This window comes from Sphingomonas sp. Y38-1Y, from assembly GCF_032391395.1.
Lineage (GTDB): Bacteria > Pseudomonadota > Alphaproteobacteria > Sphingomonadales > Sphingomonadaceae > Sphingomonas.
Genome location: NZ_CP135916.1, coordinates 3107300 through 3119634 on the forward strand (window position 1 = coordinate 3107300; position 12335 = coordinate 3119634).

Here is a 12335-nt window from a genome sequence, read left to right on the forward strand (position 1 = left end):
TTACCTACCCCTCAGACCGTCGAACACCTCGGCGAAGCCGGGCTGGTTGTGGTGCGCGATGCCAGACCGCGCCGCCTCGATCACCAGCGGCTGAGGATGGCCGTGGAGCGAGGCGATGATGATCTGCTTGACGGTGTGATAGATCGCGGCGTCCGCGTCGATCACCTGCTGGAGCCGCGTCGCCAGCGGGCCGACGATGCCATAGGCGAGCAGCACGCCCAGGAAGGTGCCGACCAGCGCCGAACCGATCATCGCGCCAAGGATCGAGGGCGGCTTGTCGATCGAGCCCATCGTCTTCACCACGCCCAGCACCGCCGCGACGATGCCGAGCGCGGGGAGCGCGTCGGCCAGGCCCTGAAGCGTCGTCTGCGGCCCCTGCACCTCGTGGTGGTGGGTCTTGATCGAGTTGTCCATGACCTCCTCGACCGCGTGCACGTCGAGCGTGCCCGACGAGACGACGACGAGGCGGAGCGTATCGGCGATCAGGCCGGTCAGCGCGTGATCGGCCAGGATGCGGGGATATTCGGCGAACAGCGCGGAGGATTTGGGATCCTCGACATGCGGTTCCAGCGCGATCGGCCCCTCGACGCGCAGCATCTTCATCAGCTTGGAGACGAGGAAGATGACGTCGAGATAATCCTGCTTCTTGTACTTGGGGCCCTTGATGACCTTCATCACCCCGCCGCCCATCGCCTTCAGCTCACGGCCCGAATTGCCGATGATGAGCGCGCCCAGCGCCGCACCGCCGATGATGAGCATCTCGTGCGGCAGCGCGTGTAGCACCGGGCCGAGCGCACCGCCGGTGATGACGAAACCGCCGAACACCATCGCGATGAGCACCACGAAACCGATTGCAGGAAACATCGACGCTTGCCCCTCGGGTCCACACGCGGGTTGCGCATGGCGACCCCCTGTCCCGTCTTGTGACGCCGAAGCGTCGAGAAATGGTTACCGAGCTTCCACTTTGCGCACCGGACCTGATCCGGAAGACGATAACTAGCGAAGCTGGTCGAACAGGCTGAGGCTGGTCAGCTTGGAAAAGCTCGCCTGCGTGGCCGACAGGATCGTGAGCGTCTTCTGAAGCTCGATGACCGTCGCGGAAATGTCGGTGTCCTCGATCGCCGACCGCGCTTCCTCGCGCCCGACCGCAACCTCGTCCAGCCGCTCCATCTCCATGTCGAGGCGCATGGCGCGGGCGCCGATGCTGCCGCGCATCCCGGAAACGGTATCGATCGACGCGGTGACCGCGTCGCCCGCCTCGCCGATCCCCTTGCCTTCCTTGACCGCCGCCGACAGCGCGGAGAGCGTGTCGAACATCGCCTGAAGGCGCGTGCCGTCCTCGGTCACCTGGACCGCCGTGCCCTCGCCGGTCGGGATCGATCCGGGCGTGGTGCCGCCGACATAGGTGACGCGGCCGTTTGCGCCGGTCGCGAACGCCGCTTCACCGCCGCCGCCGAACAGGGGCACGCCGCGCGCATCCTTCTGGTTGGCGAGCGCGGCGACGTCCTCGAGAATGCCGTCGAGCTGCGTCGCGATCACCGCGCGCTGGTCGGCGGTCAGCGTGCCGCTGTTCGCCTGGATCGCCAGTTCCTTGGCGCGCTGGAGCTGGTCGGTGATGCTGCCGAGCGTCGCGTCCGATTGCGCGAGGATGCCGGCCGCCAGGTCGAGGTTCGCGCCGACCGCCTTGTCGTCCGCCGCCGCGCGCTTCAGCCCCGCCAGCCGCGTGAAGCCTGCCGCATCGTCCGACGCGACCGCCAGCTTCTTGGTCGAGGCGATCTGCGTCTGGAGCTTGTCGGCCTTGACGTTCAGCCCGGTCATCTGGGTCAGGCTGCGGCCATAGAATTGGCTGGTGGAAAGTCGGTCCATGGCGCTCACCGGATCTGGAACAGCGTGTCGAGCGTCTCGCGCGCCACCTGGATGACGCGCGCCGACGCCTGATAGGCTTGCTGGAAGCGCAACAGATTGACCGCTTCCTCGTCGAGGTTGACGCCGCTCACCGCATCGCGCGACGCGACGGCATTGTCGTGGATCGCCGATTGGGCGTCGATGACGCTGCGCTTGGCGGCGATCGCCGCGCCGGTCGCGCTCTGCATCGTCGTCAGCCGATTCTCGAATCCGCCGCCGGTACGCAGGGCAGCGAGCGCGGCGAGGTTGCCATTGCCCTGCTTGCCCGAACCCGGCGTCGCTGCCGCGATGCCCGCGCCATCGGTCAGGACCATCGTCATCGTCGTGGCGCTGTCGCCCGCGAACATCGGTTTGCCCGCGGCACCGTTCAGGTCGTGGCCGCCCGCCTGCACCGCGTTAACGCCCTCGGCAAAGTCGCTGGCCAGGTCGTCGAGCGACGCGCGCGCGTCCGCGACGCGCTGGGCGCCATCGACGATCCCCGCCATCGCCCCGCCCTGTGCCGGGATCACCGATGCTTCGCCGCCGATGACGAGGTGGAACTGGACGACACCGCCCTTGCCGTGCGTCACGCCGACATTCGCCGACTGGTCGCCAACGACCAGGGTCGGGCCGCCCTCGGCGCCGGCCTTCACCGTCGCGCGACCGGCCGCGTCGAAGCTGACGGAGGTGTCGACGATCGCCGACATCGTTTCGAGGATGCGGTCCCGCTCGTCGAGCAGCGCCGGCGAGGGCATCCCGCCGGAGCGGCCGAGTGCCGAATTGACCTTTGCCAGCGCGGCGGCGGCGGCGCTGAGATCGGTCGCGGCGCTTTGCGCATTGGCGTCGATCTCTGCCGCGGCATCGGCGAGCGCGCTGCCGGTCGAGCGGAACGCCGCCGCGATGGCGCTCGCCTGCTCCAGCATCACCGCGCGCGGCGCGCTGGCGGCGGGGTTGGCGGCCAGGCTCTGGGCCGCGTTGAAGAAGTCGCCCATGCGGGCGGAAAGCTGGCTGCCGTCGAGCGCGGTCTCGATCCGGTCGAGCCAGACCATGCCGGTCTCGCTGCGCGCCAGTTCGCTCCCGCTCGACCGGACAGCGGCGGAGCGGAAGGCGTCGGCGGCGCGATCGACCAGGCCGAGCGTGACGCCCGCCTGTACCGTGCCGCCCGTCCCGGCGGTCGCCGCGACCTCGCGCAGCGTCGGGCTGCGCCGGACATAGCCGACGGTGCCCGCATTGGCGATGTTGTCCGACGCCGTCGCCAGCGCGCCCTGATAGGCGCGGACGCCGCTGGCGCCGATGCCGAGCAGGTCGCTCATTTGAGCGTGTCCCCGCCCTGCTTGGCCAGGAACTCGGTCATCGCCTTGCCGATGCCGATCGGCGCGTGCTCGGCCATCGCCTTGGCAAGCTGCTGGTCCTGCATGTCACGGAACTGCGTCAGCGCGTTCGATTCGAACAGGCCGTCGGCCAGCTTGGCCTTGCGCATCGATCCCAGCATCATGCCGGTAAAGATCGCCTCGAACTTCTTGCCCGCCGCGTCCAGATTGGCGCGCGTGCCCAGTCGCCCCGTGTCGGTCGACACGGTGGCAAGGCTGCTCGGCGCCTGCGAAAGGGCGGGAAGATCGGTCACAGCACCACCAGCTCGGCCTTGAGCGCCCCGGCTTCCTTCAGCGCCTCCAGGATCGCGACCAGGTCGGCGGGCGAGGCACCGATCGCGTTCACGGCCTTGACCACGTCGGCCAGCTTGGGCCCGGGCTCGAGGAGGAACATCGGCTTCACTTCTTCCTGCACGCCCACGTTGCTGCGCTGTTCGGTGGCGGTCTGGCCCTGGCTGAAGGGCGCGGGCTGGACCACCTGCTGAGCCTCATCGATACGCACGGTTAGTTTACCATGCGTTACCGCGGCGGGCGCGACGCGGACGGCCGAGTTGATGACGACGGTGCCGGTGCGCGCATTGACGATGACGCGTGCCGCCGCCTCCGCTGCCTCGACGGGAATGTTCTCGATCTGCGCCATCATCTGCGTGCGCAGGTCTGCGCCCGGCGGAGCGGCGACGCTGACCGACACGGCATCGACCGCGCGCGCGGTCATCACGCCGAAGCGGCCGTTGATCGCCGCGGCGACGCGCTGTGCCGTGGTGAAGTCGGCGCGCGCGAGATTGAAGGTGAGGCCGGGCGCGGTGTCGAAGCCGGTGTCGACCGCCCGCTCGACCGTCGCCCCATCGGGAATGCGGCCGGACGAGGGGATGTTGACGACGATCTTCGACCCATCGGCGCCCTCGGCACCCAGGCCGCTGACGGCCAGATTGCCCTGCGCCATCGCATAGATCTGGCCATCGGCACCCAAGAGCGGCGTCAGGATCAGCGCGCCGCCGCGAAGCGACTTGGCCTTGCCCATCGACGCGACCGTGATGTCGATCCGCTGGCCGGGCTTCGAAAAGGCGGGCAGCTCGGCGGTAATCATCACCACCGCGGCGTTCTTCAGCGCCGGATTGATCCCCGGCGGCAGCTGAAAGCCGAAGCGTGCGGTCACGCCCTTCATCGACTGGACAGTATATTCCAGATTGTCGTCACCCGTCCCCGGCAGGCCGACGACGATGCCGTAACCCGTCAGCTGGTTGGCGCGGATACCCTGGAACGCGCCCAGGTCCTTGATCCGCTGCGCATGCGCCGGCGCGCCGAATGCTGAGACGAGCGCGAGCGCGATCAGCGTCCAAATGGGAACCGGACGCGCGGGGATCAGGCGGCGAAGCATGGTGGCGATTTCCATCAGAACGGGCTCACGACCTGGAAGAAGCGGCTCAGCCAGCCCTGTCGGCTGGCGCGGGCGACGTCGCCCTTGCCGGTGTAGCTGATCTTGGCATCGGCGACGCGGGTCGAGGCGACGCGGTTGTTCGCGTCGACGTCGATCGTCCGCACGATGCCCTTGATCTGGACATATTCGTCGCCGCGATTGAGCGTCACCTGCTTGCGCCCCTGCACCAGCATGGTGCCGTTGGGGTACACCTCGGCGACGGTCACGCTGACTTCGCCCGACAGCGCGTTCGACTGGTCGGCGGTGCCCTGGCCCTGGAAGCCGCGATTGCCGCTGGCGCGCGCATCGCTCGGGCTGAACAGGTTGAGCGGCCCGGTCGACGGGCCGACCAGCCCGAACCCGCCCTTGCTGTCGAGGTTGGAGGTCGCCGACTTCGACGCGGCAGTCCGCTCGACCAGCACGATCGTCAGCGGGTCGCCGACACGGCGGGCGCGCTGCCCCTCGTAGAGCGCGGCATAGCCGTCGCTCGCCTGAAAGATCGCGCCGTTGGCCGGGCGCACGGGCGCGGCGACGGGCATGGTCGCGGTGTAATCCTCGCGCGGCTGCCTCTTGCCGAACACCTGGGCGTGCGCGGGCGCGGCGGCGAGGCCGATCGCCGCGAGCGACGCGGTGCCGAGCGCGAGCCCGGCGGCGAACTCGACCCAGCCCGACCGGCTGGGGAGCGCGCGGCGGCGAAGCGTGATCGTCCGCATCTCAGAGGTTCTGGTTGACATATTTCAGCATCTCGTCGGTGGCCGAGATCATCTTGGAATTGACCTCATAGGCGCGCTGCGTCTCGATCATGTCGACGAGCTCCTCGACGACGTTGACGTTCGATCCCTCGAGCATGCCCTGGCGGATCTGGCCGCGGCCGTCCTGACCGGCGATGCCCAGGTTGACCGGGCCGCTCGCCGCGGTCTCGATCAGGTAATTGTCGCCCGTCGCCTGGAGCCCGGCCGCGTTGGGGAAGCTGGCGATCTGGATCTGGCCGATCTGCGCCGCCTCGGTCTGGCCGGGAACCGTGGCCGAAACCGTGCCGTCGCCGCCGATGGTGATGGAGGTCGCGCCCTCCGGAATGGTGATGCCGGGCATCACCTGATAGCCTTCGCTCGTCACCAGGAGCCCTTCGGGCGAGCGCGCGAAATTGCCCGCGCGGCTGTAGCCGAGCTGGCCGCCGGGGAGCTGGATCTGGAAGAAGCCGTCGCCGTCCAGCGCCATGTCGAGCGAGTTGCCAGTCGTCTGGAGCGACCCTTGCGTGTTCATGCGGCTGGTGCCCTGAACGCGGACGCCGGTGCCGAGATTGAGGCCGGTGGCGTAGCGCGTTTCGGACGTGCTCGCCGAGCCCGCCGCGGTGACGACCTGATAGGCCAAGGTCTCGAAGCTCGCGCGGTCGCGCTTGAACCCCGTCGTGTTGACGTTGGCGAGATTGTTCGAGATCACCCGCATGCGCATGTCCTGGGCGTCGAGCCCGGTGCGCGCGATGTGCATGGCGGCGTTACCCATGATCGGGTCTCCTTATCCCTGGATGCGCATCAGCGATGCGCTCTCTTCGTCCATCTTCTTGGCTTCGGCGAGCAGGTTGGCCTGCACCTCGTAACCGCGCTGGTTCTCGATCATGTCGACCAGCGCCTGCGTCAGGTTCACGTTCGACTGTTCGAGCGAGCCGGAGACGAGCTTGGCATCCATGTCGTCGGGCAGGATGCCGCCGCCCTCGACATGGAGGAGGTTGTCCAGGCCCTTGACCGTCTTGGTCCCCTCCGGGCTCACCATCTTGATCTTGCCGACCGGCTGCATCGGCGTGCCGGGCTCGGCGCCCTTGGGCTGGATCGTGATCGATCCGTCGTCGGCGATCATGATGCGGTCGTGCGGCGGCACCGTGATCGGCCCGCCCTCCCCCATCACCGGAAAGCCGTCGCCGGTTTCCAAGACACCCGACAGCGCGACCTGAAGGTCGCCGCGGCGCGTATAGGCCTCGGTCCCGTCGGCGGACTGCACCGCCAGCCAGCTGTCGCTGACCACCGCCACATCGAGCGTGCGTCCGGTCGAGACGATCGCGCCGGCGCGGCGGTCGAAGTCGGCGACCTCCTCCGCGGCGGGCGAGCGCGTCTCCAGCGCCTGGCCCTTCAGCATCAGCCGCTCGAAGCTCACCCGGTCCTGACGGTATCCGACGGTATTGGCGTTGGCGATGTTGTTCGCGATCACGCCTTGCGCCGCCATCTGGCTCTTGAGCCCCGACAGCGCGGTGTAAACCAGCTTGTCCATCGCCTAAGCCCCCGCCCCCTGTTCGATCACGAGCGGATGTTGAAGATGGTCTGCGAGATCTGGCTCGCGGTATCCAGCGCCTTGGCATTCGCCTGGAAATTGCGCTGCGCCGCGATCAGCGCGACGAGTTCCTCGGTGATGTCGACGTTCGAACCCTCGACGATGCCGGTCATCAACCCGCCGAACCCGTCCTCGCCCGCTTCGCCGAGCTGCGGCTCGCCCGAGACCCCCGTCGCCGACCAATAGCTGTTGCCAAGCTGGCGCAGGCCCGAGGGGTTGGAGAAGTTGGCCAGCGCCACCTTGCCCAGCGCCGTCGTGTCGCCGTTCGAGAAGCTGGCGCGGACGATGCCCTCGGCATCGACCGCGACGGACTCGAGCTTGCCGACCGCCTTGCCGTCCTGCGTCCGGTTGACGACCGTGAAGGGCGCCGCCGCCTGGGTCGAGCCCGAAAAGTCGAGGCTGATCGCCTGCTCGGCGGTCGAGCCGGCGGGCGTGAAGGCGGCGAACTTGGTCGGCACCGTCGGCTGCGTCAGCGCGCCCGTGCCGTCGAAGTTCATCGTCACCGGCTGCGGATTGGCAGCATCGACGCCGAGCTGCTGGTCGCCGACGAAGCTATAGACCTGCCACTGGCTGCTGGGATCGGCGACGGTCGACGCCTTGGTCCGCACGAAATAGTTGGTCATCGTGACCGGATTGCCGTTGCCGTCATAGACCGTGGTCTGCGTCGACTGGTTGTAGCTGGTGGCGTCGAACCGATCGAACGCCTTGCCGTTGACCGCGGAGCTGGCATTCAAATTGACGTTCAGGCCGACCGCGCCGGTGGGCTTGGGCGTGCCGCTCGTCTCCGGCAGGCGCAGGCTGACGAGGCCGTCGACGCCGCTGGCGACCACCGTCCCCGACCCGTCGACCGGATAGACCTGAAGATGGCCGCCGTTCGAATCGACGACATAGCGGTCGCTATCGACGTTGAAGCTGCCGTTGCGGGTATAGTTGATCTGCGCGCCCTCGGTCCCCGGCTTGGTCGCGAAGAAGCCGTCGCCCGACACGACCAGGTCCAGCGCGCCGCCGGTCTGGATCAGGTTGCCCTGGCCGAACTGCTGGCGGATCGCCTTGGTCACCACGCCCGAGCCGACCTGGGCATTGGGGCTGACGGTGACGCTCGACGCGATCACGTCGGCGAACTCGACGCGGCTCTTCTTGAAGCCGTCGGTCGCGACGTTGGCCAGGTTGTGGCTGATCGTCGACATTTCCTTCTGGCTGGCCTGAAGCCCGCTGAGCGAGGTGTAGAAGGACATTTCCCTGTTCCTTTCGCGAAATCTGAATCAGCCGACCGAGCGGACGGCGCTTGCCTTGACCTGACCGATGCCGGGGAGCGTGAGCATCGGCTCGCCGCTCGCCATCGACACCGAAGCGACCGGCGCCCAGACGAGGCTGCGCGCGGTGACGGCCGCGGCGCCCTCGCTCGCGCGGACGCTGACCTTGAACGGTCCTGCGCCGGCATCCTCGCCCGCCTCGGTCTTGCCGTCCCAGTCGAACCGTGCGGTGCCCGCCTTCTGCGCGCCCAGCGGAATCGTCTTTAGGACGCCGCCATTCATGTCGGTGATCGTAACGCTGACGTCGGTCGCCGCCTTGTCGAGCTCGACCGCACCCTCGATCCCGCCAGAGGCGCGCGCGAACGCGACCGACCCTTCGGTCAGCACGGTGCGCCCGGCCCAGCCGATCGCATCGCCGATCGACGACGCGCCGAGCTTGTCGGCGATCGCCTTCAGCGTCGAACCCATCTCGGTGATGCCGGCGAGCGACGAGAATTGCGCCATCTGTCCGACCATCTGGGTGTTGTCGACGGGCTCGAACGGGTCCTGGTTCTTAAGCTGCGCGGTCATCAGCGCGAGGAAGTCGTCCTGGCCGAGCGTCTGCTGCTGCGCGCGGGTGATCGTCTGCGGCGTGGTCGCGCCGGTGCGGTTGATGCCCAGGCCCGCAAGCGTCGTGTCGAAGCTGCTCGCCATCGTCAGCGACCCAGCCGCAGCGTTTCGGTGATGAGAGACTTGGCCGTCTGCATCACCTCGACATTGTTCTGATAGCTGCGCGCGGCCTCCATCATGTCGACCAGCTCGCGCGTCTCGTCGACCGCGCTTTCCCAGACATTGCCGTCGGTGTCGGCGAGCGGATTGCCGGGATCGTAGCGCTTGGTCGGCGCCTCGCCCGCGGTCTTCACTTCCTCGACGTCGACAGTCGACATCTGGCTCGCCGCATCGAAATGCGTGCGGAAGACGGGCTTCATCGTCCGGTACGCCGCCGCTTCGCTGGTCGCGACCGCGCCGGCATTGGCGAGGTTGGAGGCGGTGGTGTTCATCCGGATCAGCTGCGCCGACATGGCGCGGCCCGAGACCTGGAAGATGTTCATGGGGTTCTGGCCGGGTGCCATGGTCATTCGCCCTTCAGCGCGCGGGTGATGGTGTTGATCCGGCCGTTGAGGAACGCGAGGGTCGTCTGATAGGCGACGGCGTTCTCGGCAAAGGCGGTCTGTTCGGTCGAGAGCTCGACGGTGTTGCCGTCCATCGATGCCTGAAGCGGCACGCGGTATTTGGTGGCGGCGTGGATCGCCATGTCCATGCGGCCGCCCGGCGCCTCGGCCCCGCGCATCGCCGCTTGGAAGTCGATGTCCTTGGCCTGGTAGCCGGGGGTCGAGGCGTTGGCGATGTTCGAGGCAAGCGCACCCATGCGCTGCGAGCGCACCTGGAGCGCGGTCCCGTGAACGCCGAAAAGTCCTTCATTCGCCATCTGCCCGCGCCTCCTTTCCCTGCGCGTGGGATTGTCCCGGCGGGATGACAGCAAGGGGCGTGCCAGTTTTGGCTAGCCGTGGTCGGAAGAAAGAAGGGAGTGGGTTCACGCAGCGACGCAAAGGCACGAAGCGGATGCGCCCTATGGCCGCACAGCGGCTCTCATAGCCTTACGATCGATGTAGGGCGCGTCGCCCGAACCAGCCCTACAGCTCCGCGCCTCCGCGTGAACCCAGTCTGCCGTCAGCCCGCTTCCGAGAGGAGGTTAGCTCACGCGGAGGCGCGGAGACGCGGAGGAGTCGCGCTCCAGGTGATCCCCACGTACACAGTAAAGGAGCTGGTGAAAGCCGCTGCGCGGCCGAGCACGACCTCTTTGCGCCTTTGCGCCTTTGCGTGAACCACCTTCTCCTTCTTCTTTGAACCCCATGAGGGCGGCACCGGCAACAACTTGCCGCCACCCCGGCAAGCGGCAACCGGGCGGCAATGGCACGGGTCTTGCTGCAACGACGCGCATGAATCCGATCGCGACCTTTGCCGATCCCGTCGCCGCCGCCATCGTCGTCGGCGGTGTCGCCGCAGCGAGCTTGATCCGCTTCTCGCCCGGCCAGCTCGGCCGCGCGGTCGCGGCGCTCGGCACGCTCGGCCGGCGCAGCGCCCGGCTGGACAGCGAGATCGACCAGATCGCCGCGCTCGCCCGCATCGCGCGCAAGCACGGCGCGATGGCGCTCGACCGCTCGGTTATCGCCGATCCCGACATCGCGCTCGCCGTCCGCATGATCGTCGACGGCGACGCGCCGGAGGCCGTACAGGCCGCAGTAATCCGCGCCCGCGACGCCCGCGCCGAACGCCACCTCGCCGCCGCCGAAGTCTGGGCCAGCATCGCCGAGGCGGCGCCCGCCTTCGGCCTGATCGGCACCATCGTCGGCCTCGTCCGCATGTTCACCGCGATGCAGGATCCGGCCGCGATCGGCCCGGCGATGGCGGTCGCGCTGCTCGCCACCCTCTATGGCGCGATCATCGGCAACCTGATCGCACAGCCGATCGCCGGCCGCCTGCGCCGCCTCGCCCGCGCCGAAGCGTTCGAGCGCGAGCGGCTGGAGGCGCCGCTCGTCTCGCTCGCCCGGCGCGAGCGCCCGCGTGGTGTGGTCGCGGCATGAGCCGCACGCGCTTCGACACGGTCGAGCCCGGCCGGCCGCTGTGGCTCATCACCCTGGCCGACCTGTGTCTGCTGCTCGTCGGCTTCTTCGTGTTCGTACAGGCGACTCAGCTCGACAAGCAGCAGCTGGCAGCGGCGATCCGCGAGGGCTTCGACGCGCCGCCGCCCAAGGCCGAGCCGATCGCGCTGGACCGTGCGGCGGTGCGCGGCTTTGCCGTGGCGGATGCGACGCCGCCCGGGTTCGCCCACATCGTCGACTGGGCGCGCGGCGCCGCGGGCGATGCGCGCACCACCGTCACCATCACCGGATCGACCGACGGGAGCGAGGCGGACCGCGATCCGCTGACGCTGTCGGCGCCGATCCTGGCCGCCGATCGCGCGCGCGCCGTGGCCGCCGCGCTGGTGCGATCGGGCGCCGTCTCGCGCGACCGCATCACCATCTCCACCGACCCGGCGACCAACGGCCGTCACGTCCTCATCTCGATCGGCTTTGCCGGTGAGCGGCAAGCGCTTGCCGCCCGGCAATTGCCGCCTGCCGCCCTAGGAGCACGTCCATGACCCCCGCCCTTTTCCTCCTCGCGCTAGCCGGCGCGCCCGATTTCCAGTCGACCGCGCTGATCGACACCGCCGTCCAGCAATTCACCGGCCACGCGATCGGCGATGAAGGCGGCGCGATCACCCGCGTCGATACGCGGCTGAAGCTCGCCGCCTGCCCGCTGCCGCAGCTCGAATGGCGCGGCAGCACCAAGGATGCGGTGGTGGTGCGCTGCATGGCGCCAGTCTGGCGCATCTATGTGCCCGTCCGCGCCGCCGCGGTCGCCGCGCCCCGACCGATGATGGCCGCCGCCGCCCCAGTGCCCGTCGCCCCCGCCGCCAAGCCCGAGATCGTCGTCAAGCGCGGCGATCCCGTGACCGTCGAGGCGGGCAGCGCCGGCTTCTCGATCACCCGCGACGGCGTCGCGATGGGCGACGCGGCCAAGGGCGCCAGGCTGATGGTGAAGGTCGACCCGGCCAAGCCGCCGATCCAGGCGGTGGCGGTGGATGCGGGGCGCGTTACGCTGCCGGGCTGGGGAAACTGAGGGCGGCCGGGGATGTGAGGCCGCTAACTGGTTATGGGCGAACGAGCGCCATCAGGCAGGTTAGTTGCCGTTAGCGAGGATAAGCCGCCCTTCGTTCAAGGCGTCCTCGATAGTCTCGAAAAAGCCTACACGCGGTTGTGCAGATATTTTCCAATAAGGCGTCCAACTCGCGTCACGAGGAAATGGAACGTATGCAGAATTAATCTCATCGCCCGCCTCGTAGCTACGTACGCGCTCCTCCACGATCATGTAGCGAAAGTCTGCTCGGTCATAGATCACTAAACGAAGCTTAGCGTCGGCGGAAAGCAGTGCGCAGTGGCGGTGTCGAGGTTTCATCCAGCCAAGTTGTCCAGCAAGAGCGATGTCTGCAAATGGGCGTAAGCAGAC

General features: G+C 68.4%; 15 protein-coding genes. 3 read left to right on the forward strand and 12 right to left on the reverse strand.

The annotated features are described in order from the left end of the window. The 12 genes from motA to RS883_RS14800 all read right to left on the reverse strand — a co-directional run bounded on the left by motA (window position 1) and on the right by RS883_RS14800 (window position 9714). Complete coding sequence (motA, locus tag RS883_RS14745) at window positions 1-864, reverse strand: flagellar motor stator protein MotA (protein ID WP_315760940.1); 864 nt, start codon at window positions 862-864, stop codon at window positions 1-3. A gap of 132 nt (window positions 865-996) precedes the next feature. Continuing rightward, window positions 997-1866, reverse strand: coding sequence for a flagellin (locus RS883_RS14750; RefSeq protein WP_315760941.1), 870 nt, complete (start codon window positions 1864-1866; stop codon window positions 997-999). A 5-nt stretch (window positions 1867-1871) separates the two neighbouring features. Further along, window positions 1872-3197 (reverse strand): flagellar hook-associated protein FlgK, encoded by a 1326-nt coding sequence (gene flgK / locus RS883_RS14755; RefSeq protein WP_315760942.1) that lies wholly within the window; start codon window positions 3195-3197, stop codon window positions 1872-1874. Next, window positions 3194-3508, reverse strand: coding sequence for a rod-binding protein (locus tag RS883_RS14760; RefSeq protein WP_315760943.1), 315 nt, complete (start codon window positions 3506-3508; stop codon window positions 3194-3196). The genes flgK and RS883_RS14760 overlap by 4 nt, the downstream gene beginning before the upstream one ends. Beyond that, window positions 3505-4632 (reverse strand): flagellar basal body P-ring protein FlgI, encoded by a 1128-nt coding sequence (locus tag RS883_RS14765; protein WP_315765156.1) that lies wholly within the window; start codon window positions 4630-4632, stop codon window positions 3505-3507. The genes RS883_RS14760 and RS883_RS14765 overlap by 4 nt, the downstream gene beginning before the upstream one ends. Window positions 4633-4646: 14 nt before the next feature. Next, complete coding sequence (locus tag RS883_RS14770; protein ID WP_315760944.1) at window positions 4647-5384, reverse strand: flagellar basal body L-ring protein FlgH; 738 nt, start codon at window positions 5382-5384, stop codon at window positions 4647-4649. Window position 5385: 1 nt separating this feature from the next. Then, complete coding sequence (gene flgG / locus RS883_RS14775; protein WP_315760945.1) at window positions 5386-6174, reverse strand: flagellar basal-body rod protein FlgG; 789 nt, start codon at window positions 6172-6174, stop codon at window positions 5386-5388. A gap of 12 nt (window positions 6175-6186) precedes the next feature. Then, window positions 6187-6933 (reverse strand): flagellar basal-body rod protein FlgF, encoded by a 747-nt coding sequence (gene flgF, locus RS883_RS14780; protein ID WP_315760946.1) that lies wholly within the window; start codon window positions 6931-6933, stop codon window positions 6187-6189. A gap of 26 nt (window positions 6934-6959) precedes the next feature. After that, complete coding sequence (locus tag RS883_RS14785; RefSeq protein WP_315760947.1) at window positions 6960-8228, reverse strand: flagellar hook protein FlgE; 1269 nt, start codon at window positions 8226-8228, stop codon at window positions 6960-6962. A gap of 27 nt (window positions 8229-8255) precedes the next feature. Beyond that, entirely contained in the window at window positions 8256-8939 is a 684-nt protein-coding gene (locus tag RS883_RS14790; protein ID WP_315760948.1) for a flagellar hook assembly protein FlgD, read from the reverse strand. A gap of 2 nt (window positions 8940-8941) precedes the next feature. Further along, window positions 8942-9364 carry a flagellar basal body rod protein FlgC gene (gene flgC, locus RS883_RS14795; RefSeq protein WP_315760949.1) on the reverse strand — a complete coding sequence of 141 codons (423 nt, stop codon included), beginning with the start codon at window positions 9362-9364 and terminating at the stop codon, window positions 8942-8944. Continuing rightward, window positions 9361-9714, reverse strand: a complete 354-nt coding sequence (locus RS883_RS14800; RefSeq protein WP_315760950.1) for a flagellar basal body rod protein FlgB — start codon at window positions 9712-9714, stop codon at window positions 9361-9363. Before RS883_RS14800 ends, flgC begins: the two co-directional genes overlap by 4 nt. 511 nt (window positions 9715-10225) lie before the next feature. Here RS883_RS14800 and RS883_RS14805 point away from each other — a divergent pair. Genes RS883_RS14805 through RS883_RS14815 form a run of 3 tightly spaced genes read left to right on the forward strand, consistent with a single transcriptional unit; the run spans window position 10226 to window position 11948 of the window. Next, window positions 10226-10870, forward strand: coding sequence for a motility protein A (locus RS883_RS14805; RefSeq protein WP_315760951.1), 645 nt, complete (start codon window positions 10226-10228; stop codon window positions 10868-10870). Next, window positions 10867-11427, forward strand: a complete 561-nt coding sequence (locus RS883_RS14810; RefSeq protein ID WP_315760952.1) for a flagellar motor protein MotB — start codon at window positions 10867-10869, stop codon at window positions 11425-11427. The genes RS883_RS14805 and RS883_RS14810 overlap by 4 nt, the downstream gene beginning before the upstream one ends. Beyond that, entirely contained in the window at window positions 11424-11948 is a 525-nt protein-coding gene (locus tag RS883_RS14815) for a flagella basal body P-ring formation protein FlgA (protein ID WP_315760953.1), read from the forward strand. The genes RS883_RS14810 and RS883_RS14815 overlap by 4 nt, the downstream gene beginning before the upstream one ends. The last annotated feature ends 387 nt before the right edge of the window (window positions 11949-12335 follow it).

Coding starts and splice junctions, on each gene's coding strand:
- RS883_RS14765 (WP_315765156.1), bottom strand. CDS start 4,632: ATGCTTCGCCGCCTGATCCCCGCGCGTCCGGTTCCCATTTGGACGCTG.
- RS883_RS14790 (WP_315760948.1), bottom strand. CDS start 8,939: ATGGCGAGCAGCTTCGACACGACGCTTGCGGGCCTGGGCATCAACCGC.
- flgC (WP_315760949.1), bottom strand. CDS start 9,364: ATGACCATGGCACCCGGCCAGAACCCCATGAACATCTTCCAGGTCTCG.
- flgG (WP_315760945.1), bottom strand. CDS start 6,174: ATGGGTAACGCCGCCATGCACATCGCGCGCACCGGGCTCGACGCCCAG.
- motA (WP_315760940.1), bottom strand. CDS start 864: ATGTTTCCTGCAATCGGTTTCGTGGTGCTCATCGCGATGGTGTTCGGC.
- RS883_RS14750 (WP_315760941.1), bottom strand. CDS start 1,866: ATGGACCGACTTTCCACCAGCCAATTCTATGGCCGCAGCCTGACCCAG.
- RS883_RS14815 (WP_315760953.1), top strand. CDS start 11,424: ATGACCCCCGCCCTTTTCCTCCTCGCGCTAGCCGGCGCGCCCGATTTC.
- flgK (WP_315760942.1), bottom strand. CDS start 3,197: ATGAGCGACCTGCTCGGCATCGGCGCCAGCGGCGTCCGCGCCTATCAG.
- RS883_RS14785 (WP_315760947.1), bottom strand. CDS start 8,228: ATGTCCTTCTACACCTCGCTCAGCGGGCTTCAGGCCAGCCAGAAGGAA.
- RS883_RS14800 (WP_315760950.1), bottom strand. CDS start 9,714: ATGGCGAATGAAGGACTTTTCGGCGTTCACGGGACCGCGCTCCAGGTG.
- flgF (WP_315760946.1), bottom strand. CDS start 6,933: ATGGACAAGCTGGTTTACACCGCGCTGTCGGGGCTCAAGAGCCAGATG.
- RS883_RS14770 (WP_315760944.1), bottom strand. CDS start 5,384: ATGCGGACGATCACGCTTCGCCGCCGCGCGCTCCCCAGCCGGTCGGGC.
- RS883_RS14810 (WP_315760952.1), top strand. CDS start 10,867: ATGAGCCGCACGCGCTTCGACACGGTCGAGCCCGGCCGGCCGCTGTGG.
- RS883_RS14805 (WP_315760951.1), top strand. CDS start 10,226: ATGAATCCGATCGCGACCTTTGCCGATCCCGTCGCCGCCGCCATCGTC.